Genomic DNA, 25610 nt, shown 5'->3' with positions numbered 1-25610 from the left:
CTCGGACCGGTCACTGCCCCCGCCCCAGTGGCCTGTGGGCGGCCAGATCCAGCACGACCTCGTACTGCCCGGCAAGCGGACGGTAACCGAGTCTCCGGTTCACCGCCAGCATGGGGGCGTTCAGAGAGTCGTTTCCCGTGCGCATGTATGGGGCCCCGTGCCTGCGTGCAGCCCGGATGGCCAACAGCTTCAGCGCCAGAGCGATGCGGCGCCCGCGGTAGGCGCGGTCGACGAGGGTGTGATTGGTATACACGTGATCCTGGTGCGCCACCAGCTGCGTGACCCCAACCAACTGCTCGCCGTCGGCGGCCACGAATACCCAGTCCGGGCGGGCGCCCTCCCCTTCGATGAGCACCCGACGCCAGGTATCGAAGGTCATGAAGGACTGCGCCTCGTAACCGGGGATATCGATCATGGTCGCCTCATAAAGCCGATAGAGGGCCTGCAGCGCCTGGGGGGCTTCAGCCAGGGTGAAGAAGCGGATCCCCCTCTGGACTACCCCCTCCACCACGCCGTCGAACGCGGCTTCGTCGAAACCGACCAAGTCCAGGGCGGAGTCGAAGGCGTGCCGCTTCACGGCGTACCCCCGACGCTGCACCCATGCCAGAGACTCTGCGTCGGTATCGGACACCTCGCCTACCAACCGGCGGCCCCCCTGGTCATCACAGAATCGCTCGATCGCCTTCAGCAGGGCACTCCCGGCGCCCTGGCGGCGGGACGCCGGGTGCGTGGCCACGTTAACGTAGAACTTGCCTGCCGCGGTGTTGGGAAAGCGATAGGCTTCGGCGAAACCCAGCAGCCGCCCTCCCTCGTCCCTGGCGGCCACCAGGTGCGCGATGGATCCCTCAGGCCACCGGGCCCGCTCTCCGGCGAGCTCGGCCGAGGTGGTCCGGAAAGGGCGGACAGCGTTCAGGATCGCGGCGATGGGGGCGTAATCCGCGGGTTGAGTGCAGATCAGCGGCTGAATGTCCATATTCTGTGTCAACTCCTCGTGAGATCGTCACGGCGATATTAGACGCTCCCGAGGTGGCGAGAGTTTCGACGCAATTCCTTCCAGACGATGAGGACATCTGGTACATCCCGCTCCATCGGCGAGGGCGGAACACGCTTCACGGCGCGAACGGTGCGCAGGGTCCGGAGCATTTGACGCTTAGTGAAAAGTTATGTATAATTTGGGTTCGTATGGGCCGCCCGGAGAGGCGGCTTGCAGCATCATGGCCGGAGGTGTTTCGGTGGTCGAGGGTTTGCGGCGGAGGGTGTTTGGTCTGGTGGGGCCCCGTCTGATCAAGACAGGGATTGCGGTCAGCCTGGCCTGCGGGCTGATGTCCCTCGTGGATCCGACGAAGGGGCTGGTGGGAGCTGGCGTTTCGGCCGCGCTGATGATCGCGCCGGACGAGCACGTGGGCCGGCAGTGGGCCCGCAACCAGTTCCTGGCTGCATTCCTCGGGGTCCTCACGGGCGCCGTGGCCGGCTGGCTGCTGGGCTACGCACCGTGGTTCACCGGCCCGGTGGTGATGGTGGTCATCCTCCTCTACACCCGACTCGGCTACCCGGCTGCGGCCATCGGCGGGGTGACCAACGCCCTCTTCATCCTGGAGCACGCCGACCGGGGCTTCCTGTTCGCCGCGTTCCGGTTCACGTCTTCGGTAGTGGGGCTCGTCATCGGCTGGCTGGTGAACCGGTACGTGCTGCCCTACACGCCCCCGGCGGCTCAGCAGCCTGAGGCGCCTGCAGGGACGGCAGCGCCGGCGCAGACGGCCGGAGCGGACGAGCCGGATGAGCAGATCGAGGAAGCGGTCTAGGGTGACGGGCAGCGCCGAGTGCGCTGCCCGCAGCGCTATATGGGAGGGACCGGCCGTGACCCAGATGCGGTACTATCGACCGGATGACGACCCCGCCCTACAGCACCTCCTCCGGCAGATCTGGGGCGGGAATTCGCGGGCGCTGCGATACTACCGCTTCGGCCCGAGCACTTCGACTGGTACCCTGCATGCTGCGGCCGGCGCCGGCGAGCTCCGGCAGCGGGGCCCTGTCGACCAGCGCCTCGGCTTCCTTCATCACATGGGTGGTCAGGAAGACCGTCACGCCCATCCGGTTGGCCTCCCGAATGCTGTTCCACGGCGCGGGCCGCCTGAACCGGCCGGGGGTGCGGCGCCGATGCCGCACCGAAAAGATCGGCGATGAGCAGGAGAAGCGCAAGAACCCCGCATCGCCCCCGACATCGACCCCTGCCCCCTGGCGGAGATCGTTGTAAGGGCCGCGCGAGTCAAGCTGCTGCCTCTCCTGCAACGGCCTCTCTTGCTTCGGGTCCGGGCCTGACGGCCACCTGATCACAAGAAAAAAGGATGCTACCGTAATTGTTGTGGAGCACTACCGCCAGCGCTGGAAATAAGGAGGCATCCGGTAGGACTCGGCGAAGTTCAGAGCTGTTGTTGCCCAGATTATTTGTCAACATGTGCTGAGCATGGTGCGCTTGTGCAGGACAGAGAATATTGAAGATATAATCATTAGGAAGGGGGCTGTCCTCTCCGTTTTGGTACGACAGGGGACAAATATGAGAGCCTGCCCAGCCTATGACTTGGCGGTCCACCTGGGCAGGCTCTCCCCACAGGGCGGAGTGCACCTGTGTATGTGTATCTTACTTCCCCTGGGTCAGAACGTCCAGACCTATCTTCGCAAATATGGCACTTGCGGGCCGGACCTGAAGGCCATTCCAGCTGGCATAGAGCAATCCGTGCAACACGTGCGGCGTATCCGATTCTTGAAGCCCGCGCACACGAATCCATTCCGGGGCCTGCGGAGCTGTCTCGTGTCGCTGCAGGTACCTCCGAACCATATAAGACTCGACCCGCCAATCAGGGTCCTGGTCGAAAATGACCTGCAGCGGAAACTTTGGAGTGAGCTCAGCATGAACCCAGGTAGTCCCCAGGGAGACAAGAATGGGGCGAAAGGCCTTTATCAGTTCAACAACCGCAGCGGGATGCTGTGCTCCAAGTAGGTAATGAAGGTAGCCAGTCCGCTGACCATAATCCTCCTGCACGCGTAGCAGCCCTACTGCAAGGATCTGTTCATGATCCTCTGCCAGCAAGGCCATGCCCTCTGTCCCAGATAAAGCCGCTCGCAGCGCATCTGCACACACCTTTTCGAGAGCAGCAGAGTCGCATGACTCCCATTCGGCTGGAGGCAGCTCTATCTGTATCTGACTTACCATCCATCGAGACACGCGTGCTGTTTCTGCATAATCGACGGGCCTTATTCTCACCGTGTCAGCGCTCCCAAGTTAGTGCATCAAGACTGGATTTCATTTTAAGAGAATCGATCGAACAAATTAACTATTGCAATTGAAATGGCGAGATTGTATATTGAGAATAACCATGTCCCTGGCTAGGCAACCTGTCCAGGATCGTGGAGGTGTAGTGAGGGATATGGTTCAACGGATTCAGGTTCTCCACAACGTACCCGCATGGTGTGTCGATTACCTGAGGCTGCTATCGTCAGTTCTGCGAGAGTATCTCCTTGTTTGGTAAGGCATACTATGCGGCTTTTTTTGCTGGCCGATGTGGGCCCACGGTTCTGCCGCCAGAGGTAGAAGTCTTGGTGCCCGCACACGAAGACGCCTCTTCAGTAAGAGCCGCCCTGGAAGAGGCCGACTCATCACTCCGCTTCAGAGTGATCGTGGCCGACTCTGCGCCAGGACACAACCATAACGACGAACCCTGGTGGGCACGACATCTCTCCAAAGCAGCGCTCATCGTAGGACAGGGCGGACTTTGCCTCCGCAACGGTCTTCCGACACTCTACGCTACCCATCGCGATACAGCAAGGCACCTGGAGGAGGGACTGATTCTGCCATCGGGCGATTCGACCGAGACAAGCAGCGCAGAAGCCATGCGGCTTGTCAGTGCATATCCGGGTCTCAAGGCGCCATTCATCCACCTGGAAGGCAAGACGCTCTACGACACCTTCGAGGAGATTCACCGCATCATCCGCGAAGGTGAGTTTGGTGGTGCGCGCAAGCGAATCGAACTGCTCCCGGCGGAGGAAAAGTACGCAGAAGAGATCCGGCGCTGGCACGAAGTTACCAAGCCCACCATTCTCCCGCTTCCGATGCCTCCACGCGCCAATCTTCCGTCCGGTGACCCCTGGACGGCACCTGACGCGGAGTTCCGCGAATGGGTACTAGACAAGACCATGCTTGAGGTCCCGCGGACCCCCAAAGACCCATGGCTTATGCAGGTGCTCTATCACCAGCGCGGTGAGCAGAAGCCAAGCCACCAGGGATGGGAGGTATACCAGCATGCTATCTGCTCCATGCTCGTGCTGGAAACTGATCACCTCCCTGCCATTTACCGGCGGCCGCTGCGGGTAGCCATGGCGGTTCATGATATTGGAAAGCTGCACAACATTTGGACTCCTGGCTGCCATGCCCTGATCGGGGCCAAGATATGGCACAAGTGGCGTCCCAAATGGATTACCGATTGGGAAGCCGAGCTGATTACTGGCCTGGTTCGCACACATGACATGCTGGGACTGATGGATCGCGGCATCATGAATCCGGAATACCGCGGAGCGTACTCTCCACAGGAGATTCGCGATGAGGCAAGGGCCCTGACCGGGGATGTCATGGAGGGCCTCAAGCTGATGAGCACGGTTTACCAGGCAGACATCGGATCCGTTCCGGCGCTACGCTGGCTGCTGCCGCTCACACCGCTGCTGGAGCAGATTGTCATTGCCGGCATGGAATCCTGAGAGGCGGTGCAGCAGCGTGAGGCCGTATCTGCTTATCGTGCATCAGGGACAAGGGGACCTTGCCGAAATGACACAAGTCCTCACCAAACAGTTTCCCGAGTTCGATGTACAGGGAATCACTCTTTCGGAGGTTCGCAGTGCACCACTCGTTGCCATGAACGTTGCCGCAGAGGCAGTGGCCGTAGTAAGCAGGCAACAATACGCAGAAGAGATTCGCTGCCTCATCGCAGATTACCGTGAGGTCGTAGGATACCCGGATCCAGACACGGAGGTGAGCCCGTGACGAAGTATGTTGCGTTCATCGGGCCACCCGGAAGCGGAAAGACAACCCAGATCATGATGCTGCGCAGTGTGCTGGGTGCATCCCAGGTGCTCATCGCATCAGTGCCTCGCCTGATGCGCGGCGAGCCGGACTTGATGGCACTACTGACCACAGATGAGCACATGGAGCTGAATAAGCATCTAAATGCTGCGCATCGCGCCAAAGAGGCCGGGGTGCTGGCGCCGATTCAGCTTGACGAACTACTCTTCAAATCAATTGGGCGCGCATCGGTCCCGCTGGTCGCCATGGACGGTTGCCCACGCGGAGCCGAACCGGCACGCGCCTACCTCAAGACTGCTCTTCCCATCCACACTCACGTAGTTCATCTGACATTTGCGCCTGAGCAGGTTCATCTATCACTGGCGCGTCAATACTCACGAGAGGTCGAAAAAAGAGGGGAAGAAGCCGCACAGCGCAGGCAGATCACATTCTTACGAAAGCTGCTTGTCTACCTGGATGACACCACGCACGGAGTTCAGCTGCTCAAAGAAGCAGGAGTTGGTGTAACGACTCTGTCCGCTGTACTCGATCCTGAGATCATTCACAGAACTGTGATGACGATTGTCGAAAACGAGCTAGGGAGTGAGTTTGTTGGCGCATCTTCTAACGCCGGACCAACGTAGCACACCCGCCCCCTTCTGGCTTCCATTGGAGACATGCGGAGATTGGGGGCCAGATATCGTAGGCGGAAAAGCCCACAACCTAGGCAGGCTGCTGAAGCAAGGACTGAATGTACCGGAAGGCGTATGCTTTCCAGTCTATCTATTTCGCGCAGTGCTTCAGCATAACAACCTTGAATCCGAGATTCGGAAACGTCTCGATAAAATCCACGAGAACGCTGTGCTCACCGGAAAGTTGCTTGAACAAATCCGATCCTTGCTCCACGCAGCTCCGCTTCCGCAGGAAGCGGAGCTCGCCATTACAAAGGCGGTAACACCGCTTCTGAATGGCGGCCCCGTCGTGGTTCGCTCATCGTCCCCACGGGAGGATGGCAGGCAACATTCCCACGCTGGAATCTACTATTCCGAGATCGACCTTACCTCGGCAGCAGAGGTAATCCAAGCAATTCGGCGCTGCTGGATGTCCCTCTTCACAGATAAAGCATGGTTTTATACACGCGGTCTAGGTGAAACCGATATGGCGGTAATCGTGCAGCGCCAGGTCAAGGCCAAGGTGGCCGGGGTCATGTTCACTCGCGGCCTGAGCGGCGTGGATCCATACAGGTTGGTGGAGCTGGCGCCTTACAGCACGGACGCGGTGACAAGCGGAAAGGGACAAGCCAGTCGCTACAGTTTTGGACTTGATGGTACTGGAGCATCTGCGCTGGATCCACGACTGAAATCCGCACTCGCAGAAGCCGCGACAACATCAGAAGGGCTTGTCGGCGGCCCGGCCGATGTGGAGTGGGCATGGGATGGGGACAAGCTTCACTACTTACAGGTGAGGCCCGCCGGTCGCACGCGGCAATGCTGTCCTGACTCCACAGCCTGGTTCCATCTCGATGACCCGTCACTCTGGGAATACGACCTGGGCAAGTGCCAGCGTTTCCTCATCAGGTTAATGCAGAAAAAGGTCTGGCTGAGACGGTTCTGCCAGCAAGCTGGTATACCTACATTCAAGACACTGTACGTATTCTATGATGAATCAGGCCTGGAGGATCTCGGAGAGCAACTTGTACAGGCTCTGGCAACAGAGTTCGTGCGCATTCGGTGGGGAGATGAAAAAGCCCTCTGTTCCCGCACGCATTTGCTATCCACGCTGAAGGCCGGGATCGGACGCAACCAGGTGGGTACCTTTACATGCGCTGAGGTTGCTGAGGTGATCGTGCCGGATCGGGAAGGGTTTGCGACTATCTGGAAAGGCAACGAGGTGCTCATCGAGGCATTTCCCGCCAAAATCCCGGGCATCAAGGAAGGCAGCCTTCCGCCCACCCGCATCATGGTGTCAGCAAGTGGCGAGGTAAGTCTGGGCACCTGCCCTGCATACGATCGCATCGCCCGACTCGACCCGACCACGGACAGATGGCGGCTGGAAACGGTGCCGCCATACACAGTCCGGCTATCACCTGCTGAGGCGGCACGAATCGCAGAGATCACCAGACTTCTTTGCGAACAGTTCGGCGAAGTTCGCCTGGAGTGGTACTTGAGCAATGGTCAGGTGTTCGTCAAGGATCTCAGCATCGAAAACCAACCCATTCAGGTTGCGGAAGACGGGATCATCTCTTCAGGCACCGCCGAGGGAGACATCGTCATACTTCGGGATATCAGGATCTGGGACGAAATGGCGGAAGCGCACGGAATCAGTGTGGTCAATTCCGAGATCAAGCCGGATGTCATTCCATCCTTTCTCGTAGGCAGTCTGAAAAGGCTGATGAAGCCAGACCATGACCATATCGTTGTGGCCGAATACCCATCCACAGGACTGATTGAACTGACCAGATGGGTCCGGGGATTCATTTTCGAGCGCGGTTCGCTGCTATGTCATACTGCTATTGTGCTCCGGGAAAAAGGCGTGCCGGCCGTTATCGTCCCGGATGCAACCAGACGATTCCAAGACGGAGACAGAGTTCTCATTTCCCCAGCAGGAGTCAATCTTCTGCGACGAGCCCGTGACAGCCGGAGGGAGGGAGAACAAATCACGTGATGGTCTCAACCGCCTCGGCGATTAGCTTCGTTCAAAAGGCCACTCAAATGGCTTCACATGATGGGCTCATTGTGGCGAGTATTGACTTCGACCAAATGGGAAAATTCCTCAACAGGCACGGCGCCGTCGCGACACATGCGATAACCGAAATGTGCCGACGCCGCGTTGAGGATTGCCTGCGGCGCGCTGACATTGATGAGTACGTCATACTCCAGTCGTCCTTTGACGAAATGCTGATCCTATGTCGGCACAGCAATCCTGAGCGCTTGGTTGTAGCCCTGCGGCAGGCTCAGCGTGCAATCGGAGAAGAAGTGGAACATCGCTTTCCTGGAAGCGAATTGGGATTCACCGCGGCTGTTTGCTCAACGGACCACTGTTCCGGATGCACCTTCCATCCGCGTCTTTGGGCTGCTTGCGTGAACTGTGAGCGCGAAATTCACCTTCAAAAGAAGACCGGGAGGCAGGGGGAGGTGTATATCGTTCGCCGCAGCCTGAGTAATCCATGCAGCGAACTGGCAGCGAATCACCTCCGCGCGACAATCTGGCAGCTGGTGAACACCAGCGCCATCTCGCCGCCCGAGAGCGCAGCACCCCTCGATACGTTCCTCGCAGACGCGAACCTCCCCCAACCTGTCGCGCTCAGCCTAATCGCCATCAGGCCCCTGTTCGGTGGTGAGCAGTTCATCAGAATGGCATCATCACTGGACGGCGGAACCTACACCCTGCCCACCGGTCAAAAGTTAGGCAAGCTCGGGTTTCTCAACCGGGCTCTCGACCACCTGACGGCCAACCTCCTTATCGAACTAACCGTTGCATGGATGCTTGAGACCTGCCCGGCACGACTGATTCCGGACTCATCGAATAACTGGGCCTGTCGATTCTCTCTTAACCTCTACTGCTGGATTGCGATTCCCACCACACTGAGCGAAAACGATCTCATGGATCAGCTGCTGGATTGGCTGCAAGCGGCACGTAGTCTTTTTTCTCGCCACTTCTCACCGGAACTAGATATACCCGTATTTCAAGCAGCAGCGATTCCAAGCGGTAGTCCATTCGCACATGACATTGTCACGCTGGGAGAGCATCTCTTTACGGGTGTACGCCCGGAAATATACCAGCTCGAAGGGTGTGTCGCTCTGTACGACTACCGGACTGCGCCCGAATCTCGGATTAGCGAGGCTATTAAACGAGTCAAGGAAGAACTGAAAAAGAGTAAGAGGGACACATGACCATGCGATGGGGACGGAACCTACTGCTGTGGACCCTGACGACAGCCATCCGGGCATCACCACGACGCCTGGTCGCACTGATTGCTTGCACCGTCATCCAGGTAGGCCTCACGCCTCTCGAACTCCACGGATTGCGATACCTGGTTGACATCGTAACCCAGTGGGAGAGTCCTACACAGTACTCGGCAATCGCCATAGCTATGCTGGCGCAGGCTGCCCCCGCCGTTCTGGTGCTGGCGACTGCAGCGCTTCTTCGATACGCATTCGGCGCCGCCTCCACCTACCTGAATACCGCTGCGCGTGCGGAAGTGGGAGGGCACCTCTACGAACGAATCGCCAGGAAATGCGTGGCGATCCCGCTGGTCGACCTGGAGAATCCCGAGTTCCACAATCGCCTCCAGCGGGCCCGGGAGGCAGCCGCATCGCGGGTCGCAGATGCCGTAGAGCAGACCCTCACTGCCAGCCTGCATATCGCCACGGCTTTCACCCTGGTTGGCATCGTCGTTCTCGCCCACCCCGCAGTGGCAGCGATCATGGTGCTGACTCTGCCGGTGATGTACTGGGCTTACAGCACGGGGACGCAGAACGTCTGGCAGGTCTACCGCGGACAGAGCCCGGAAGTCAGACGTGCGAACTACCTGTCCGACCTGATGGTTGACCACAAAGCAGGTCATGAGATACGCCTGTATGACCTTGCCGCGTATCTCCGGCAGCGCTGGCATGACCTCATGGCAGGCGTTCACCGGCAGACACTGGCCGCACTGCGCAGGAATGAGTTTCGGAGGGTTCTGGCGAGCTTGCTGCCAGCCGGCATCTCACTCGCTGGGGCACTGTTGCTCCTGGAAAAGGTGTCGGACGGCGCACTGACCATCGGCGAACATGTCGTGCTGGTCACCGCCTTGCTGCGTTTCGGACAGGAGCTGGACAACGGTGTTTTCACCGCCTCCCGCCTTCGGGAGACTCTGCTGTTCTGCAGCGACTTCCGGGAATTCCTCGGCTTGCCAGAGGAAGTGCCCGACCGCGGTGCGGTCAACCCCTTCATCCTTACCTGGGAAATCGTTTTTCAAAACGTGCACTTTTCGTATCCAGGCAGCGATGTACCGGTACTGAAGGGCATCAACCTGCACATTCGGGCCGGCGAACACCTGGCCCTGGTGGGTGAAAACGGCGCCGGCAAGACCACCCTGGTGAAGCTGCTGCTCGGCCTCTACAAGCCAACCGCCGGACGCATCCTCATCGATGGGGTGGACCTCCAACACATTTCCCAGTCAGCCCGGAACCAAGCCATGACGGCCGTATTTCAGGACTTCACGCAGTACCACCTGACCTTGCGGGAAAACGTCGGATTTGGGTCATTGGCACAGATGCAGGATGATCTCGCACTCCGTCGCGCACTTTCCGCCAGCGGGGCAGAGTCCCTGGTCGACCGCCTCCCAAACGGCATGGACACCGTGCTGGGCAAGGAGATGGGCGAGGCCGATCTCTCGGGCGGTGAATGGCAGCGCATCGCCATCGCCCGCGCCTTCCTGCGGGATGCTTCCGTGGTCGTGCTGGACGAGCCCACAGCAGCCCTGGATCCCCTGGCGGAGGCGGAGCTCTACGCGCGCTTTGCAGAGCTGGCCGCCGGCCGGACTGTGCTCATGGTCACCCATCGTCTGGGATCCGCGCGCCTTGCCAGCCGCATCGCTGTCCTGAAGGAGGGGCAGATCGTCGAGGAGGGAACGCATGACGAGCTGGTGCGTCTGGGCGGGGAGTATGCGCGGATGTTCCGCGCCCAGGCGCACTGGTACGCCGACCGGGAGGATGTTGGAGCATGAAGATAAGCCTTCGACGAGTGCTCGGTACCGGAAGAACTCTGACCTACCTCTGGCGGGCCAGCCCTCCCACGCTGCTCACCTGGCTGCTCCTTACCGCAGCTGGCGGCATTTCTCCCGCCGTCCACCTGTGGATGGGCAAGCTGGTGGTCGATCGTCTGCATTTCGCACTGCAGCACGGCCTGTCGACGCTTCAGCACGCGGCGCCGGCAGTCTGGATCTGGGTCCTCTTTGGCATGTCCGGCCGGCTTCTCTGGCGGATTACGCGGTTAGTTGAGGACCATCTCCGGATCAAGGCAGAACTGTACCTTCAGGGAGCGCTGCTGGAGCGTGCCGCCACCGTGCCCCTGGATCACCTGGAGCAGCCGGAGTTTCACGACAAGTTTCAGCGGGCCAGCACGGTTGTCCGGGGGCGGCTCCTGCTGCTGCTCCGGCGTTTCGTCACCATGAGCGAGACGCTGGTTCAGATTCTGGGCCTCCTGGCCGCGGCAGCCGTGCAGTCCTGGCTGCTGGTCCCCCTGCTGCTCGGCAGTGCTTGGGCGGCAGCAGTCGCAAAGGTGCAGGCCGTATCCGAACGGGCCCGGGTTTATCGATCTCAGACCACCAACGAGCGGAAAGTGAGATACCTGGAGGGACTGCTCGCAAATGTCAGAGCATCTAAGGAGATCCGGCTGCTGGAAATAGGAGACTACCTGCTTTCCTCCTGGCGTGACCGCTTCAAAGCGCTGTGGGAAGCACGCCTCAGAGCCGACCGATCGGCCATCATCAAGAGCCTGGGTGCCGATGCCCTGAACGTGATGATCTACATTCTGGCCCTTGGCTACCTTACCTTCCTGGCCGCGACAGGCCGCTCAACGGCAGGCGACTACGTGGTGCTTCTGGGCGCAGCCGTGCAGCTGCAGGCCGGACTGCAAACGATGGTTCGGGCGCTTCTTTCGCTGCAGGAGGAGAATCTCTTTTTCGAGGATCTCTTTTTCCTTCTTGACCGCGCGCCCATCGAAAGGCCGGCCGGCGCCGCACGCGAAACGGTACCGAACGGCGGTGTGGAGCTCCGGGGAGTGTCGTTTTCCTATCCCGGTGCGTCGCAGCCGGCTTTGCGGAACATCAATCTTACCATCCGGCCCGGTGAGCGAATTGCCGTGGTTGGCCCCAACGGCGCCGGAAAGACAACCCTGATGAAGCTGATTCTCGGACTCTATCCGCCAACGGCTGGTGTGATCCACTGGGGTGGCGGTCTGAAATCCGTGGAGGCCGTGCAGGTGCGTCATCACTCTGCCGCCGTCTTCCAGGACTTCGTGCGGTACGAGCTCACCGTTGCCGAGAACATCGGCCTGGGCAACATCCGGAAGATGCACGACCAGGACACCATCATGAGGGCGGCGGAAATGGCCGGCATCGAGGACCTCATCGCGTCTCTCCCGGAAAAGGGAGCCACACAACTTGGAAAGAGCTTTGGCGGGATTGACCTTTCAGGGGGCCAGTGGCAGAAACTCGCCATCGCGCGCGCCATGATGAGGCATGACACAGCACAGCTCATGGTCCTTGACGAGCCTACAGCCAGCCTGGATCCGATGGCGGAGGCGGAAGTGTTTGACCGCTTTGCAATGCTGGCTGAGTGCAAGACCACCATCCTGGTCTCTCATCGACTTGGGTCGGCACGTTTGGCAGACCGCATCCTTTACATGGAAAACGGAGAGATCGTGGAGGAGGGCTCACACGCTGAACTGATGAAACGCGGAGGGCGATACGCCAAGTTGTTTACCATTCAGGCACAGTGGTATCAGTAATCCGAGGGCCCTTCATTAAGCCCTCCCGTAGCAATGGTAGAAGCGTGAAGGGGTTGGGGCATCAATTCCCATCGCCCTTAGGCACAACCCCCTCTCGCATTCCTTCAGGACCTATCCCTAACGGAAGACATTCAGAAACCCGAAAGAGCCGCGTCTCTGCCCGGCCGTACTGCAGCTGACGAACTGATTGTCCTGCGGCATTAGATTGTCACGTCCTCAGTATCGAACAGACGCCCCCCTCGCTTGCTCGCAACAGCTCGGATAGCTGAATCACTGTTAGTGTCCCAGGTAGGGTGTAAAATGCCGGGGAGTCCGGGCGGGGGTTGACAGAAAAGGTCACCGGCGCGTTCCCTTCGAGTAGAAGCACGACCAACCACCCGAAGGGGGTCACGACGCCGATGACCGATCTGAAGATCGCGCTGATGGAGCTCTTGCGCAAGTACCAGCCCGACCAGGACATGCTCCGGGAAGGGCTTCAGCTTCTGGCTGAAGCGCTGATGGAACTCGAAGTCACGGAGAAGGTCGGCGCCGGACGCTATGAACGTACCTCCGAGCGCACCAACTACCGTAACGGGTACCGCCTCCGGAACTGGGACACCCGAGTCGGCACCATTGCGCTGCGAATCCCGCGGCTGCGGCAGGGGGGCTACCTCCCCTGCTTCCTGGAGCCGCGCCGGCGGGCCGAACGGGCCCTGCTATCCGTCATCCAGGAGGCTTACGTCCACGGCGTCAGCACCCGGAAGGTGGACGACCTGGTTCAGGCCCTGGGCCTGGAAGGCGTCAGCAAGAGTGAGGTCTCCCGCATCTGCCAGGAGCTGGACGAGAAGATGGCCCAGTTCCGCAACCGCCCCCTGGACGGGGAGTACCCCTACGTGTGGCTGGATGCCAAGGCGGTCAAGACCCGGGAGAACGACCGGGTGGTGAACATGGCGGCCGTCGTGGCTGTGGGAGTCCGCACCACAGGGGACCGGGAGGTCCTGGGGTTCGACCTCGGGCCGGCTGAAACGTATGAGTTCTGGGTGACCTTCCTCCGCAGCCTGGTGCGGCGGGGGCTGGGGGGCGTGCGCCTGGTGGCGGAAAACGAGATTTTGCCCCGCAAGCAACGCTGGACTGGGAGGACGATCTACGAGGACCTGGTTGCCCTGGGCTACCAGGGCAGCGAGCCCACTGTCCGCCGCCACATCGCCAAGATCCGCAGGCTGAAGCGAGTGCAGCCGGCATTCATCCCCCTTGCCCACGACCCTGGCGAGAGCATCGAGGTGGATTGGGGTGAGGCGGTAGTGGTCCTCGACGGTGCAGAAGTCACGGTCCAGATCCTGTGTGTCCGCTTACGCTGGAGCGGCATGCCGGTTGTGATTGCGTACCCGACTCAGCGGCAGGAAGCCATGTTCGACGGCCTCCGAAGGGCGCTGGAGCTGCTGGGCGGAGTGCCCCGCCGCATGACCCTGGACAACCTGAAGCAGGCGGTCAAGCGAATCCTGGAAGGCCGCAACCGGGAAGAGCAGGATGCCTTCCTGAGCTTTCGCACCCACTACCTCATCGACAGCAACTTCTGCAATCCGGCTTCCGGTAACGAGAAAGGCTCGGTAGAGAATCTGGTCGGTCTCGCCCAGCGTTACATCGTCGGGCCACACCGGGAAGCCAGAACCTGGGACGAACTCAACGCCATCCTGTGGGAGCGGTGCCTGGAGTATGCCCGGCGCGTGCCCCAGGGTTCGACACAGTCCATCCTGGAACGCTGGGAGCATGAGAAGAAGTTCCTGCGCCCTCTGCCTGCTCGGCCATTTGACTGCTGTAAGGTGGCGCTGGTCACGAGCAACAAGGTGTCCTGCGTGACGTTCGAGACCTGCCGCTATTCCGTTCCGGTTCAGTATGCGAACCGGTCACTACAGGTGCGGGCTTACTGGAACCGAATCGACATTTACGCTGGGCAGGAGAAGATCGCCAGTCATCCGCGCTGCTACGAACGGAACCGGGAGATCCTCGATCTGGACCACTACCTCGAACTCCTGTATGCAAAGCCCGGGGCGCTGGCGCAGGCCAAGCCCTTCCGCATGGCAGAGCTTCCGCCCGTTTACCACCGGTTCCGGGCTGAAATGCAGGCGCAGGGTCGCAGTGAGCGGGAGTTTGTCGAGATCCTCATGCTGCACCGCACCTACTCGGTTTCTGAGGTCAGCAGGGCTCTGCAGCAAGCCCTGGCCCAGCGTACGGCTTGCTGCGCAGCGGTCCGGCAACTCCTTGGCGCTCAACCGGATCTTGCAGCTGGAGCACCGCCCTCCACGGACGGGAAACTGGCCAGCATCCGGGTGCAGCAGCCCTCGCTGGCCGAGTACAACCGGCTGCTGAAAGGGGGCGTAGTGCATTGAGCCAGGAACTGCTGCTGGATTACTACCTGAAGCGCCTGAAGCTCCCCACGGTCCGGCGTCTGTACAAGGAACTGGCGCGGGATGCAGCAGAGCACAACAAGACCTTTGAGGAGTACCTCGAGGCCCTGATGGAGCAGGAGGTGATCCACCGGGAGGACAACCAGCTGCAGCGCCGTCTTAAAGCTGCTGGCTTCCCGGTTCCCAAGACCCTGGAATCCTTCGACTTCACGGCCATTCCGTCCGTGAACAAGGCGAAGATCCTGGCACTGAGCAAGGGTGAATACATCCGGGATCGGGAGAACGTGCTCTTCGTTGGCAACAGCGGCACCGGCAAAACGCACCTGGCCACAGCGCTGGGCATCGCCGCGTGCCGGCAAGGCTACCGGGTTCGTTTCTGGCGAGTGGGCCAGCTTGTGGCCGAACTTGAGGAGGCGCAGAATGAGCACCGGCTCAGCCGCGTCGAGAAACAGTGGCTGCGTCAGGATCTGGTGGTACTGGACGAACTCGGCTATGTGTCCCTCAGTCGGGCCGCCAGCGAACTGCTGTTCCACTTTGTCGCCGCACGCTACGAACGGGGCAGCCTGATCATTACGACGAACCTGGAATTCTCGGAATGGGCGCAGGTATTCGGAGACGAGAAGAGTTAGAGTCCAAAGTAGTGGTGTAAATTCCCCGGACCTTCCGGTGGGAGGGGCTGCTTGACATAAGTGGCCACCTTTGGGTTCCATGCGAAGTAGGAGCAATACATCGCAAAGGGGGAACCCGCAGGTGACCAACTTTAGGATCGCATTGGAGGAGCTTCTGCGCAAGTCCGGTGTGGACGACGTGGATTTCCTCCGGGAAGGAGTTCGGGTGCTGGCTCAGGGTCTCATGGAACTGGAAGTATCGCAGCAGATTGGCGCTGAGCGGTACGAACGGTCGTCTGAGCGCAGCAACTACCGCAACGGCTATCGGGAACGTCAGTGGGATACGCGGGTCGGGACGATCGATCTGCAGATCCCCAAACTCCGGAAGGGGTCCTACATGCCAAGCTGGCTCGAACCTCGCCGACGGGCCGAGAAGGCCTTGGTGGCTGTGGTTCAGGAGGCTTACATTCAGGGGGTCAGCACCCGGAAGGTAGATGAGTTGGTGCAGGCCCTGGGGATGACCGGCGTGAGCAAGAGCCAGGTCTCCCGGCTTTGCGCCGAGTTGGACGAGGTGGTTGAGGCCTTTCGCAACCGACCGTTGGAAGGGCGCTACCCTTACGTTTGGCTGGATGCCAAGTACGAGAAGGTTCGGGAGAACGGCAGGGTCTCCAGCATGGCCCTGGTGATCGCCATGGGTGTACGAGAGGATGGCGAACGGGAGATTCTGGGGCTAGACGTGGGTCCCAGCGAAGATGGGGCCTTCTGGACCGCGTTTTTGCGGCAGCTGGTCGCTCGGGGCCTCAAGGGCGTGCTTCTGGTGATCAGTGATAACCACGTCGGTCTGCGTGAAGCGATCCGAACTGTGTTCAGTGGCGCCAGCTGGCAGCGCTGCCGGGTTCACTTCATGCGGAATCTGCTCGGCTATGTGCCCAAGAACCTGCAGTCCATGGTGTCGGCTGCTGTGAGGACCATCTTCGCACAGCCGGACCAGCAGGCAGCGAAGTCTCAGCTAGCCGTTGTGGTCGAGAACCTGCGGAAACAGTTCCCCCGGGCGGCCCAACTGCTGGAAGATGCCGAGGAGGACATTCTGGCTTACATGGCTTTCCCGACTGAGCACTGGCGGCGACTGCACTCCACGAACCCCCTGGAACGGCTCAACAGAGAGATCGGCCGGCGGACGGAGATCGTGGGCATCTTCCCCAACAGAGAAGCTCTGATCCGCCTGGCCGGAGCCGTCATGATCGAGCAGCAGGAAGAGTGGATGACCGCCCCACGAAGATACTTCAGCCAGGCGTCCATGGCGAAACTGTACGCCCATGACCCGAGCCTCGGCCGTCCTGAACTTTTGCCGCTGAGTGCCGACTAGAGCAACTACAATGCTGGAACCCGATTTACACCACTTGACGGGACTTGATCCGAGAAGATGACAGCGGCACTGGCCGACCGTGTGACCCACAAGGCCCACATCATCGCGATGAACGGGGAGTCGTACCGATTCCGTGAGACCCTCCGACGGCAGGAAGCCGTGAAGCAACGCGCGGAGATACCGTAAGTCCCGCACGCACCCCCAGAAGTTGCCAGGTAACTGGAAACCGCAATGGAAACAAAATCGGCCCCGTAGGGTTGGCAGGTGGCTCACTATTTGATGATCAAAGTGGCTCCCAATCTCTTGATCAAACGCAGCCGCGTACAGCGAATCTTGGAGCGGCTGGGAGATCGGGAGGTGCAGTCACGTCCGCAGCCGAAGCCGAAGTTTCTGGGCGTTGACGAGTTCGCTGCCAAGCGGGGACAGGTGTACAACACGGTCTTCGTTGACCTGGAGGAGCGCAGGATTCTCGATGTTGTCGAGACCAGGGAGAAGAAGCCCGTCCGAGAGCACCTAAAGCAATATGAGAAGAGTGTCCAGGCAGTGTGCATCGACCTGAATGAAGCCTTCCGTCAGGCGGTGCGTCAAGCGCTACCGGAGGCAGAGATCGTGGCCGACAAGTTCCACGTGATCCGGTTGGCCAACTACGCCCTCAACGCCGTCCGTAAACGGGTCCGGCGTCAGATCAAGGGCGACAGAACGCACCCCATCTTCCGCAGCCGGAGCGTCCTGCTTCGAAACTTTGAAGACTTGAGTTCCAGCCAGCGTAAGCGCCTATCGCAACTCCTTGCCCTATCCCCCGAGCTGCGGGCGGCCTACGCTGCCAAGGAGCGCCTCCGTCGCTGGTACAACACCAGCACCACAGAGAACGCAAGCCACCGCCTGGCCCAACTCATCTCCTGGTTACTGGCCTCCGGGGTGCCTGAACTGAAGCACTTGGCCACAACCTTTCTCCGTTGGCAGAGAGAGCTCGCCAACTACCATCGCTACCGAATCTCCAACAGTATCACCGAAGGCTTGAACAACAAGATCAAGGTGATCAAGCGGCAGGCCTACGGATTCCGCTCCTTCGAGAACTTCCGCCGGAAGATCCTGCTGGCTGCCTAGTTTCCAGTTTCAAAGATGGTGACGTGGCGGCGTTCACTGCCTCCACAACAATTGACGGAGAGCGGAAAAAAGACGGTCTCGCCACTTTCGGCGGGACCGCCTTCCTTGAGCTCTGTGACACACAGCCAGGTTATCTAGCTTGTTCTCTCAGCGGGGGCGTCACACAGCCGACCGCCCGGTGCACACGGCGCACGGGCACGGCGCACCACTCACGGCTTACGGCTCACAGTACACTGCTCACTGCTCACAGCCCACAGCTCACCGCTCACCGCTCACTGCTCACAGCTCACCGCTCACTGCTCACTGCTCACAGCTCACCGCTCACCGCTCACTGCTCACTGCTCACTGCTCACAGCCCACAGCTCACCGCTCACCGCTCACTGCTCACCGCTCACCGCTCACTGCTCACTGCTCACTGCTCACAGCCCACAGCTCACCGCTCACTGCTCACAGCCCACAGCTCACCGCTCACTGCTCACCGCCCGCCGCCCGTTACAGCACATCCGCCTGCGCCAGCACCTGCCGCAGGGCCTCCTCCTGCTCCTCCGTGACGTCCACCAACGGCAGGCGCACGGGGCCCACCGGGAAGCCGGTCAACTTCAGCGCCGCCTTCACCAGGATCGGGTTGGTGACGGCGAACAGCCCCCGGAAGACAGGCAGCAGCCGGCGGTGCCAGGCGGCGGCCTGGGCGGTGTCGCCCTTCAGGAAGGCGTCGATCAGCTCCCGCATCTGCGGGCCCACCACGTGCGCGGCGACGCTGATGATGCCGTAGGCGCCCACCGTCAGGTAGGGCAGCAGGTTGGCGTCCTCGCCCGACCAGACCCGGAACCCCTCCGGCGCCCCGTTCAGGATGTCGGCCAGCTGGCCCACGTCGGCGCACTCCTTGATGCCGACGATGTTCGGCACGTCCCGCGCCAGGCGCAGGGTGGTCTCGGGGAGCATGTTGACCGAGGTGCGCGACGGCACGTTGTAGGGGATGCACGGGAGTTCAACCGCTTCCGCCACCGTCCGGAAATGGCGGTAGAGCCCTTCCTGCGGGGGCTTGTTATAGTACGGCGTGACCAGCATGAGCCCGTGGACGCCGGTGCGTGCGGCCTCCCGTGAAAAGCGGACCGTCTCCGCAGTGTTGTACGACCCAGTCCCGGCTATGACCGCCACCTGGTCGCCCACCGCATCGACCACCGTTTCAAACAGACGCAGCTTCTCCTCGTACGACAGCGTGGGCGATTCGCCGGTGGTGCCGGAGACCACCAGGCCCTCGGACCCCGCCGCCACCAGGTGTTTCGCCAGCTCCGCCGCCCGCTTGTAGTCTACTGCACCATCGGGCTTCATCGGGGTCACCATGGCGGTCAGGAGCCGTCCAAAGGTCGGCACGGGAATCCCTCCTCAGCAGAATGGGACGTTCACTCTAGGTCCTTTCATATCCTGCCCAGTTCGAATGCATCGTGCAGGGCCTGCACGGCCCGCTGCACGTCCGCGGCCGGCACCAGGCAGGAGATGGTCACGTGCGAGTCGGCCGTCTGCCAGATGGGCACCTCGGCCGCGTAGAGCGCCTCGGCCACGGTGGCCATGACCCCGGGCCGGCCCCGCATGCCGGAGCCCACCACGGTCACCTTGGCGCAGCCGTGGCGCACCTGCAGGTCCACAAGGCCCAGCTCCGTCAGGATGACCTCGGCCTGACCCGCCCGCGACTCCGGTATCGAAAAGGCGCTGGACTCCAGCGAGACCGAGATCAGATCCACCGAGATGCCGGCGTTGGCGAGCCGCCGGAAGAGCCGGGGCGTCGCCCAGTCCCGCCCGGTCTTGACGACCACCTGGGCGAGCCCGACCACGTGGGTCACGGCCGTGACGATGCGGTCGGAGAACGGCTCGCTCCAGATGACGCCGGCCTCGGCGCTGTACGTGATGAGCGTTCCCGGCCCGTCGCTGAAGGTGGACCGCACGCGGATCGGCACCCGGTGCTGCATGGCGATCTCCACCGCCCGGGGATGGACCACCTTGGCCCCGTAGTGGGCCATCTGGGCGATCTCGTCGTAGGTGGTGACCGCCAGCGTTCGGGCCTCGGCCACCAGGCGGGGGTCGGCGGTCTTCACGCCGTCGACGTCGGTGTAGATCTCCACCACCTCGGCCCGCAGCGCGCCGCCCAGGGCCGCCGCGGTGGTGTCGGACCCGCCCCGGCCCAGCGTAGTGACCTCGCCGGCGGCGTTCACCCCCTGGAAGCCGGCCACCACCACCACCAGCCCCTCGCGCAGCCGGCTGAGCACCGGGGCCGGGTCCACCTTTACGATCTGGGCGGAACCGTAGTTCTCATCGGTCTGAATGCCCGCCTGGCCGCCGGTGAGGGCCACGGCGGGAATGCCCGCGGCGGTGAGCGTCGCGGCCATGAGTACGCTGGAGATGATCTCGCCGCAGGAGAGCAGCAGGTCCATCTCGCGGGGCGCCAGGTCGGACGCCGCCGATTGCGCCAGCTGAATCAGCGTGTCGGTGGCGTAAGGGTCGCCCTGGCGCCCCATGGCCGAGACGACGACGACCGTCGCATAGCCGTCGTCCAGCGCCTGCCGCACCCGGCGGACGACTGCCTCGCGCCCCTCCGGCGTGGCGACGGAGGTGCCGCCGAATTTCTGAACGATGATCCGCATGCCGAGCCGCCGTCACTCCTTTCCGGTATCAAGCGAACCCGGCACGGGCGCAGCCTAGATGAGCTGCATTTCCAGGAGCTTCTCTGCGATCTGTACGGCGTTGGTGGCCGCGCCCTTGCGCAGGTTGTCGCTGACGATCCAGAGCCAGAGCCCCTTCTCGTTGGTCAGGTCCTCGCGAATGCGGCCCACCAGCGTATCGTCGGTGCCGGCCACGTCGATGGCCGTGGGGAAGACGAACTGATGCGGGTCGTCGACCACCCGCACGCCGGGGAAGCGGCTGAGGGCTTCCCGCGCCTCGGCGGGGGTCACCTTCCGTTCAAACTCCACCAGCACCGACTCCGAATGCCCGACGAAGACCGGCACACGCGTACAGGTCATGGTGACCGGCAGATCCGGGAGGCCCATGATCTTGCGCGTCTCCGCCGAAAGCTTCAGTTCCTCGGTCGTGTACAGGTTCTCGGTGAAGGTCTCGGCGTAGGGCAGCACGTTGAACGCGATCTGCCGCTTGTAGACGGTATGCGGCAACTCGCCCTCCTGCCCCTCCGCCCAGGCCCGGGTCTGCTGCTCCAGTTCCTCGATGGCCTCCTTGCCGGTGCCCGACACAGCCTGCATGGTGGTGACGATCACCCGGGTTATGGGCGACAGGTCGTGAAGCGGCTTCAGGGCCATCACCAGGCCGATGGTGGTGCAGTTGGGGCTGGAGATGATGCCCTTGTGCTTCCGCAGGTCCTCGGGGTTGACTTCGGGCACGACCAGGGGAACCTCGGGGTCCATCCGCCAGGTCGACGACTTGTCGATCACGACCGCCCCGGCCCGGGCAGCCGCAGGCGCGAGCTCCCGGGAGAGCGAGCCCGTCGCGGCGAAGAAGACCAGATCCATGCCGGCGAAGGCCTCGGGGGTGGCCTCCCTCACCGTGATGGTCTCACCCTTGAAGGTGATGGTGGAGCCGGCGCTGCGGCTGCTCGCCAGGGGCAGCAGCTGACCGACGGGGAAATTGCGGGCCTCCAGCAGGGCGAGGAGTTCCTGGCCGACGGCGCCGGTCGCCCCGACCACAGCGACATTCTTCATGCGAATCCTTCCTTTCCCTGAGTTCCTTTGCCCTTCCGCCGGGGGCCCGCCCGGTCGGACTACGATTCCTTCGGCCCCAGGAGAAGGGGCTGCACCTGCCGCCCCTCCATCGCCGCGAGGATAGTGGGCAGCAGATAGTTTTCGATGTCGGCGTCGATAGAGGTGGGTTTGCCGACGGGATTATCCTGGCGGAAGGGCACGAAAAAGATGTTTCTGGCCACCAGCAAGGCGCCGAGGTTCCGGGCGTTCATGCCCAGGCCGTCGTTGGTGGTGACGGCCAGGACCACGGGCCGGTGGTTGCGCATCTGGGCCTTGGCGGCCATGCAGACCGGCGTGTCGTTGATGGCGTTGGCCAGCTTGGCCATGGTGTTGCCCGTGCAGGGCATGATCACGAGGCAGTCGAGCTTGCCCTGCGGCCCGAAAGGTTCCACTTCCGGGATCGTCATCAGCGGAAGGCGGCCGGTGATCTGCTCGATCTGGGTGATCCAGTCATCAGGCTTCCCGAAGCGGGTCTCGGTGGTCCGCACGTTGGCGGAGATGATGGGTATGATCTCGGCGCCCTCGTCCCGCAGCATCCTGAGCTGCGTCATCGCCCGGCCCAGGTTGCAGTGCGAGGCAGACATCGCCACGCCGATGCGCTTGCCGGCGAGCTGTAGCACGCTCATCGCTCCCCCTCCATGGCGTCGGTCCGTCGGAGGTGGCGAACGACGAGCTCGGCGATGATGCGCCCCGCGGTCACCGGGGCGACGATGCCCGGCAGCCCCGGCGCCAGCCGGGCCGTGAGCCCCAGCTCTCCCGCGGCCTCGAAGTCGGTTCCGCCGGGGGCAGACGCGACGTCGATGATCACGGCGTGGCGGGGTGCGCGGCCCAGCACCTCTCGGGTCAGCACCAGGGCCGGCACCGTGTTGAAGATGATGTCCGACTCCTCCACCGCCCGGGCCAGCTGGACCCACTCCACCGGACGGTGGCCCGCGGCCCAGATGCGGGCCTGGTCCAGCTCGCTGCGGGCGGCCACGGAGACCTCGCTCATCAGCCCCTTCAGCAGCAGGGCGATCGCCCTCCCGGTCCGGCCAAAGCCCAGCACCAGCGAGCGGCTGCCGAAAATCGTGAACGGAGTGGACTCCATCGCCATCTGGATGGCTCCCTCGGCCGAGGGGATCGAGTTCCACGTCGCAAAGTGGTCCGACTCCCGGTACTCGATCAGCGGCAGCCCGGCCTCCTCGCAGAGCTTGTTCAGATGCGGGTTGCTCAGGCCGACGAACACCGGAGCCCCCCGGGCGACGCGGCGCAGACCCTCCAGGTTGATCACGCAGGTCGGCACATCGCCCTCGGTGTAGACCGTCCCGTCCGGGCTGACCCCCTGCACGGGCAGGATGACGACCTGGGCCCCGGTCAGGGCGTCGGCCCCGGAGGTGCAGACCTCCACGCCGGCGAACCGGTCGTCCCACTCCAGGCCCGCCACCCGGACCCGGGCGCCGGCCCGGAGCAGGAAGTGCACCGCCTCCGCCATGCGCCGGTCCCCGCCGATGACGGCGATGTTCTTGCCGTACACGCTCATCCAGCCAGTCCTCCAATCCTACCGAACCTCATCCCATTCTATGGATGTGGTTCAGACAGGGTGCGGAGGGGCAGGTCGGGCCCGATGCGGAGCGGCCACCCGGCCAGGATGCGGCGGGTAAGGTCAGGCCCGGGGAAAGGCGACCTCCTCCAGGTCGAAGGCCACCCGTTTCTCCCTGAGCACCCAGCGGCAGGCCATCAGCACGCCGGGCACGTAGGCCTCCCGGGTCGGCGCATCGTGCCGGATGGTGAGCGTCTGCCCCAGGCCGCCGAAGATGACCTCCTGGTGGGCCACGAGCCCGGGCAGCCGGACGCTGTGCACCGGCACCTCGGGGGCGGAGAGGTCGCCCCGGCCGCGCTCCAGGCGCGCTTTGGTGCGCAGCGCCGTGCCCGAGGGCGCATCCAGTTTGGTCTTGTGGTGCATCTCGATGATCTCCACGTCCGGGAAGAACCGGCGCGCCTCCTCGGCAAAGCGCATGAGCAGCATCATACCCACCGCGTAGTTGGCGATGAATGCGCCGCCCAGCCCCCGTTTTCGGCAGGCCTCCGCCCAGGCCTCGGTCTCTCCGGGCCGGAACCCGGTGGTTCCCACCACCGGCGCGATCCCCGCCTCAATGGCGGCCGGGATGGTGCGGCGTGCCGCCTCGGCGACCGTGAAGTCGACCAGCACGTCGGCCTGGCCGCCGGCCGCCACGAACTCCTCCAGCGAGCCGTGGATCACGGGCCCCGAACGGCCGCCCAGGCTTACCAGCTCGGACAGGTTTCGGCCGACCCCCTCCCGGGCGACCGCGCCCACCAGGCTGAACCCCGGCTCCTGGGCCAGGGCCCGGGCCAGAACCTGCCCCACCTTGCCCGTCGCACCTGCGAGCACTGCGCGAATCGGCTGCAACCCTACTCACCTCTGTGTCGGAATGGCTGATAGGTAACACAAAACGGCTCGCGAACAAAGCCCAACCGGGGCTTGATCGCTAGCCGCTCCACTGGCTACGGTATGGTGACCGGCCCGTGCAGTGGTTATAAAATACCCCTGCCGGCAGGCCCTGTCAATAAGTTTCCCGCAATGCCACATGGACGGTGATCGACCCCAGTTGCGTCTCGAGGGGGATCACCAGTCGTTTGATGGCAAGCGTGGAAATGGCAGTGCCCTTGCCGATTACCACCGAAGGCGGGGCAATCTTGCAAGGGTAGCCCGCGGCCTCGAGCTCGCCGGACGCGAGGCCGGTGATCACGTTGCCCAGTTCAGCCACCGCAGATTCGCACATCTCGTCGAACACGGGGACTTCCTCCCCCGTCATCGCCTCGACCAGCTTCCGCCCGGTCTCCTCGGACATGCCGTAGAGGACCAGGCCCTGGGCGCGGCCGACCACGCCGATGAGCACCGTCACCTCGTCCGATTCAAGGGGGGACTCTTCCAGACGCACCTGCCCCTGCACGACGTCAGTGCCTGCCTCGGTCTGCAATACCTGGCCGGCCGATACCAGGAAGGGGTTGACAAACTCTGCCTTCACGTACGCGTTCCTTCCCTTCTGCACTGATGGCGCTGCCTCATGTCTCCCTTCACTTTACCGCTCGGTAGAAGAAGGGCGAAGCGCTGGCGTAGCCCAGTTCCCTGGCTTTCAGCAAACTCTCGGTTCCGCCTACGAACAGGATGCCACCCGGCTTCAGCGCGGCGTGGAACTTGCGGTAGAGCTCGTCTTTCGCCTCTTCGGTGAAATAGATCACCACGTTCCGGCAAAGAATGAGATCGAAATCCTTCGGGAAGGGGTCCGACAGCAGGTTGTGCTGCTCAAACCGCACCCGGGCCTTCAGCCGATCGGTGACGGCAAAGCCGTCTTCGACCGGGGTGAAGTACTTCGCCCTGCGCGCCGGCGAAACGTGTTTGATGTCCTTCTCCTGATAAATCCCGGCGCGGGCGACTTTCAGGATCTCCCCATCCAGGTCGGTGGCCCAGATCTGGTGCCGCCCGATCGGATCGAGCTCGTCGAGCAGCATGGCCACCGAGTAGGGCTCCGCGCCGTTGGCGCAGCCTGCGCTCCAGATTCGCAGTACAGGATTCCTTTTCAACAACTCCGGCAGAATGACCTGCTTCAGTTCCTCGAACTTGTCGGGGTTACGCAGCCACTCCGACACGTTGATCGTCAGAAAGTCCTGGAACTCCTTCACCCGCGCCGGCGTCGTCTGCAGAAGCCGGGCGTAGGCGGCCAGGTCACTCACGCCGGCCCGCCGCATGATGGTCTGCAGCCGGCGCTCCATCTGTGTACCCTTATAACAGTCCAGGTCGATCCCGGTCAGCTGGAGCACGGTACGCTGAAAGACCGGGTAGCCCGGTAGATTCAC

The 25610-nt window shown here is 62.4% G+C and carries 22 protein-coding genes and 2 pseudogenes; 13 read left to right on the top strand and 11 right to left on the bottom strand.

What is annotated here, in order from left to right; all coding sequences use genetic code 11:
• Nucleotides 1–10: 10 nt before the first annotated feature.
• The gene (locus ACZ45O_RS04185; protein ID WP_464855849.1) at nucleotides 11–973 is read right to left on the bottom strand and encodes an N-acetyltransferase family protein; all 963 of its coding nucleotides are present in this window, start codon (nucleotides 971–973) and stop codon (nucleotides 11–13) included.
• 259 nt (nucleotides 974–1232) lie between these two features.
• Between ACZ45O_RS04185 and ACZ45O_RS04180 the strand changes: the two genes are divergently transcribed.
• Nucleotides 1233–1802 carry an FUSC family protein gene (locus tag ACZ45O_RS04180; RefSeq protein WP_464844682.1) on the top strand — a complete coding sequence of 190 codons (570 nt, stop codon included), beginning with the start codon at nucleotides 1233–1235 and terminating at the stop codon, nucleotides 1800–1802.
• 97 nt (nucleotides 1803–1899) lie between these two features.
• Here ACZ45O_RS04180 and ACZ45O_RS04175 read toward each other — a convergent pair whose 3' ends face one another.
• Nucleotides 1900–2166 (bottom strand): hypothetical protein, encoded by a 267-nt coding sequence (locus ACZ45O_RS04175; protein WP_464855847.1) that lies wholly within the window; start codon nucleotides 2164–2166, stop codon nucleotides 1900–1902.
• Nucleotides 2167–2638: 472 nt separating this feature from the next.
• A complete protein-coding gene (locus tag ACZ45O_RS04170) occupies nucleotides 2639–3094 on the bottom strand; it encodes a hypothetical protein (protein WP_464855845.1) in 456 nt (151 codons plus the stop codon).
• A 575-nt stretch (nucleotides 3095–3669) separates the two neighbouring features.
• Here ACZ45O_RS04170 and ACZ45O_RS04165 point away from each other — a divergent pair.
• The 12 genes and pseudogenes from ACZ45O_RS04165 to ACZ45O_RS04110 all read left to right on the top strand — a co-directional run bounded on the left by ACZ45O_RS04165 (nucleotide 3670) and on the right by ACZ45O_RS04110 (nucleotide 18009).
• Nucleotides 3670–4749 carry a hypothetical protein gene (locus ACZ45O_RS04165; protein WP_464855843.1) on the top strand — a complete coding sequence of 360 codons (1080 nt, stop codon included), beginning with the start codon at nucleotides 3670–3672 and terminating at the stop codon, nucleotides 4747–4749.
• A gap of 279 nt (nucleotides 4750–5028) precedes the next feature.
• Entirely contained in the window at nucleotides 5029–5694 is a 666-nt protein-coding gene (locus tag ACZ45O_RS04160) for a hypothetical protein (RefSeq protein WP_464855841.1), read from the top strand.
• Nucleotides 5654–7714 carry a PEP/pyruvate-binding domain-containing protein gene (locus ACZ45O_RS04155; protein ID WP_464855839.1) on the top strand — a complete coding sequence of 687 codons (2061 nt, stop codon included), beginning with the start codon at nucleotides 5654–5656 and terminating at the stop codon, nucleotides 7712–7714. Before ACZ45O_RS04160 ends, ACZ45O_RS04155 begins: the two co-directional genes overlap by 41 nt.
• On the top strand, nucleotides 7711–8943 hold the full coding sequence (locus tag ACZ45O_RS04150) for a hypothetical protein (protein ID WP_464855837.1): 1233 nt from the start codon (nucleotides 7711–7713) through the stop codon (nucleotides 8941–8943). Before ACZ45O_RS04155 ends, ACZ45O_RS04150 begins: the two co-directional genes overlap by 4 nt.
• A 200-nt stretch (nucleotides 8944–9143) precedes the next feature.
• On the top strand, nucleotides 9144–10760 hold the full coding sequence (locus ACZ45O_RS04145) for an ABC transporter ATP-binding protein (protein WP_464855835.1): 1617 nt from the start codon (nucleotides 9144–9146) through the stop codon (nucleotides 10758–10760).
• Nucleotides 10757–12544, top strand: a complete 1788-nt coding sequence (locus tag ACZ45O_RS04140; protein WP_464855833.1) for an ABC transporter ATP-binding protein — start codon at nucleotides 10757–10759, stop codon at nucleotides 12542–12544. Before ACZ45O_RS04145 ends, ACZ45O_RS04140 begins: the two co-directional genes overlap by 4 nt.
• 398 nt (nucleotides 12545–12942) lie before the next feature.
• Nucleotides 12943–13617, top strand: a pseudogene (locus ACZ45O_RS04135) (IS256 family transposase); the annotation flags it as partial.
• Complete coding sequence (istA, locus tag ACZ45O_RS04130) at nucleotides 13606–14910, top strand: IS21 family transposase (RefSeq protein WP_464857652.1); 1305 nt, start codon at nucleotides 13606–13608, stop codon at nucleotides 14908–14910. The pseudogene ACZ45O_RS04135 and the gene istA, both read left to right, overlap by 12 nt.
• Nucleotides 14907–15557 carry an IS21-like element helper ATPase IstB gene (gene istB, locus ACZ45O_RS04125; protein ID WP_464855831.1) on the top strand — a complete coding sequence of 217 codons (651 nt, stop codon included), beginning with the start codon at nucleotides 14907–14909 and terminating at the stop codon, nucleotides 15555–15557. Before istA ends, istB begins: the two co-directional genes overlap by 4 nt.
• A gap of 121 nt (nucleotides 15558–15678) precedes the next feature.
• Nucleotides 15679–16902 carry an IS256 family transposase gene (locus ACZ45O_RS04120; protein WP_043713963.1) on the top strand — a complete coding sequence of 408 codons (1224 nt, stop codon included), beginning with the start codon at nucleotides 15679–15681 and terminating at the stop codon, nucleotides 16900–16902.
• 51 nt (nucleotides 16903–16953) lie between these two features.
• Nucleotides 16954–17088: pseudogene (locus ACZ45O_RS04115) on the top strand (ATP-binding protein); the annotation flags it as partial.
• A gap of 93 nt (nucleotides 17089–17181) precedes the next feature.
• A complete protein-coding gene (locus ACZ45O_RS04110) occupies nucleotides 17182–18009 on the top strand; it encodes an ISL3 family transposase (RefSeq protein WP_464855828.1) in 828 nt (275 codons plus the stop codon).
• 492 nt (nucleotides 18010–18501) lie between these two features.
• On the opposite strand, the gene dapA is transcribed toward ACZ45O_RS04110, so the two are convergent.
• The 8 genes from dapA to ACZ45O_RS04070 form a co-directional block, all read right to left on the bottom strand.
• A complete protein-coding gene (gene dapA / locus ACZ45O_RS04105) occupies nucleotides 18502–19383 on the bottom strand; it encodes a 4-hydroxy-tetrahydrodipicolinate synthase (protein ID WP_464855826.1) in 882 nt (293 codons plus the stop codon).
• A gap of 44 nt (nucleotides 19384–19427) precedes the next feature.
• Nucleotides 19428–20648 (bottom strand): aspartate kinase, encoded by a 1221-nt coding sequence (gene dapG / locus ACZ45O_RS04100; RefSeq protein ID WP_464855824.1) that lies wholly within the window; start codon nucleotides 20646–20648, stop codon nucleotides 19428–19430.
• Nucleotides 20649–20702: 54 nt separating this feature from the next.
• Entirely contained in the window at nucleotides 20703–21716 is a 1014-nt protein-coding gene (locus ACZ45O_RS04095) for an aspartate-semialdehyde dehydrogenase (RefSeq protein ID WP_464855822.1), read from the bottom strand.
• A 59-nt stretch (nucleotides 21717–21775) separates the two neighbouring features.
• A complete protein-coding gene (gene dpaB / locus ACZ45O_RS04090; protein WP_464855820.1) occupies nucleotides 21776–22381 on the bottom strand; it encodes a dipicolinate synthase subunit B in 606 nt (201 codons plus the stop codon).
• Nucleotides 22378–23274, bottom strand: a complete 897-nt coding sequence (gene dpaA / locus ACZ45O_RS04085) for a dipicolinic acid synthetase subunit A (RefSeq protein ID WP_464855818.1) — start codon at nucleotides 23272–23274, stop codon at nucleotides 22378–22380. Before dpaA ends, dpaB begins: the two co-directional genes overlap by 4 nt.
• Nucleotides 23275–23397: 123 nt before the next feature.
• On the bottom strand, nucleotides 23398–24162 hold the full coding sequence (dapB, locus tag ACZ45O_RS04080) for a 4-hydroxy-tetrahydrodipicolinate reductase (RefSeq protein ID WP_464855816.1): 765 nt from the start codon (nucleotides 24160–24162) through the stop codon (nucleotides 23398–23400).
• Between the two features lie 154 nt (nucleotides 24163–24316).
• Nucleotides 24317–24781 carry a chemotaxis protein CheX gene (locus ACZ45O_RS04075; RefSeq protein WP_464855814.1) on the bottom strand — a complete coding sequence of 155 codons (465 nt, stop codon included), beginning with the start codon at nucleotides 24779–24781 and terminating at the stop codon, nucleotides 24317–24319.
• Between the two features lie 49 nt (nucleotides 24782–24830).
• The gene (locus tag ACZ45O_RS04070) at nucleotides 24831–25610 is read right to left on the bottom strand and encodes a CheR family methyltransferase (RefSeq protein WP_464855812.1); all 780 of its coding nucleotides are present in this window, start codon (nucleotides 25608–25610) and stop codon (nucleotides 24831–24833) included.

This window comes from Symbiobacterium turbinis (genome assembly GCF_055383075.1).
Note: the sequence above shows the minus strand (reverse complement) of the source record. Positions and strands in the feature narration are given on the sequence as shown.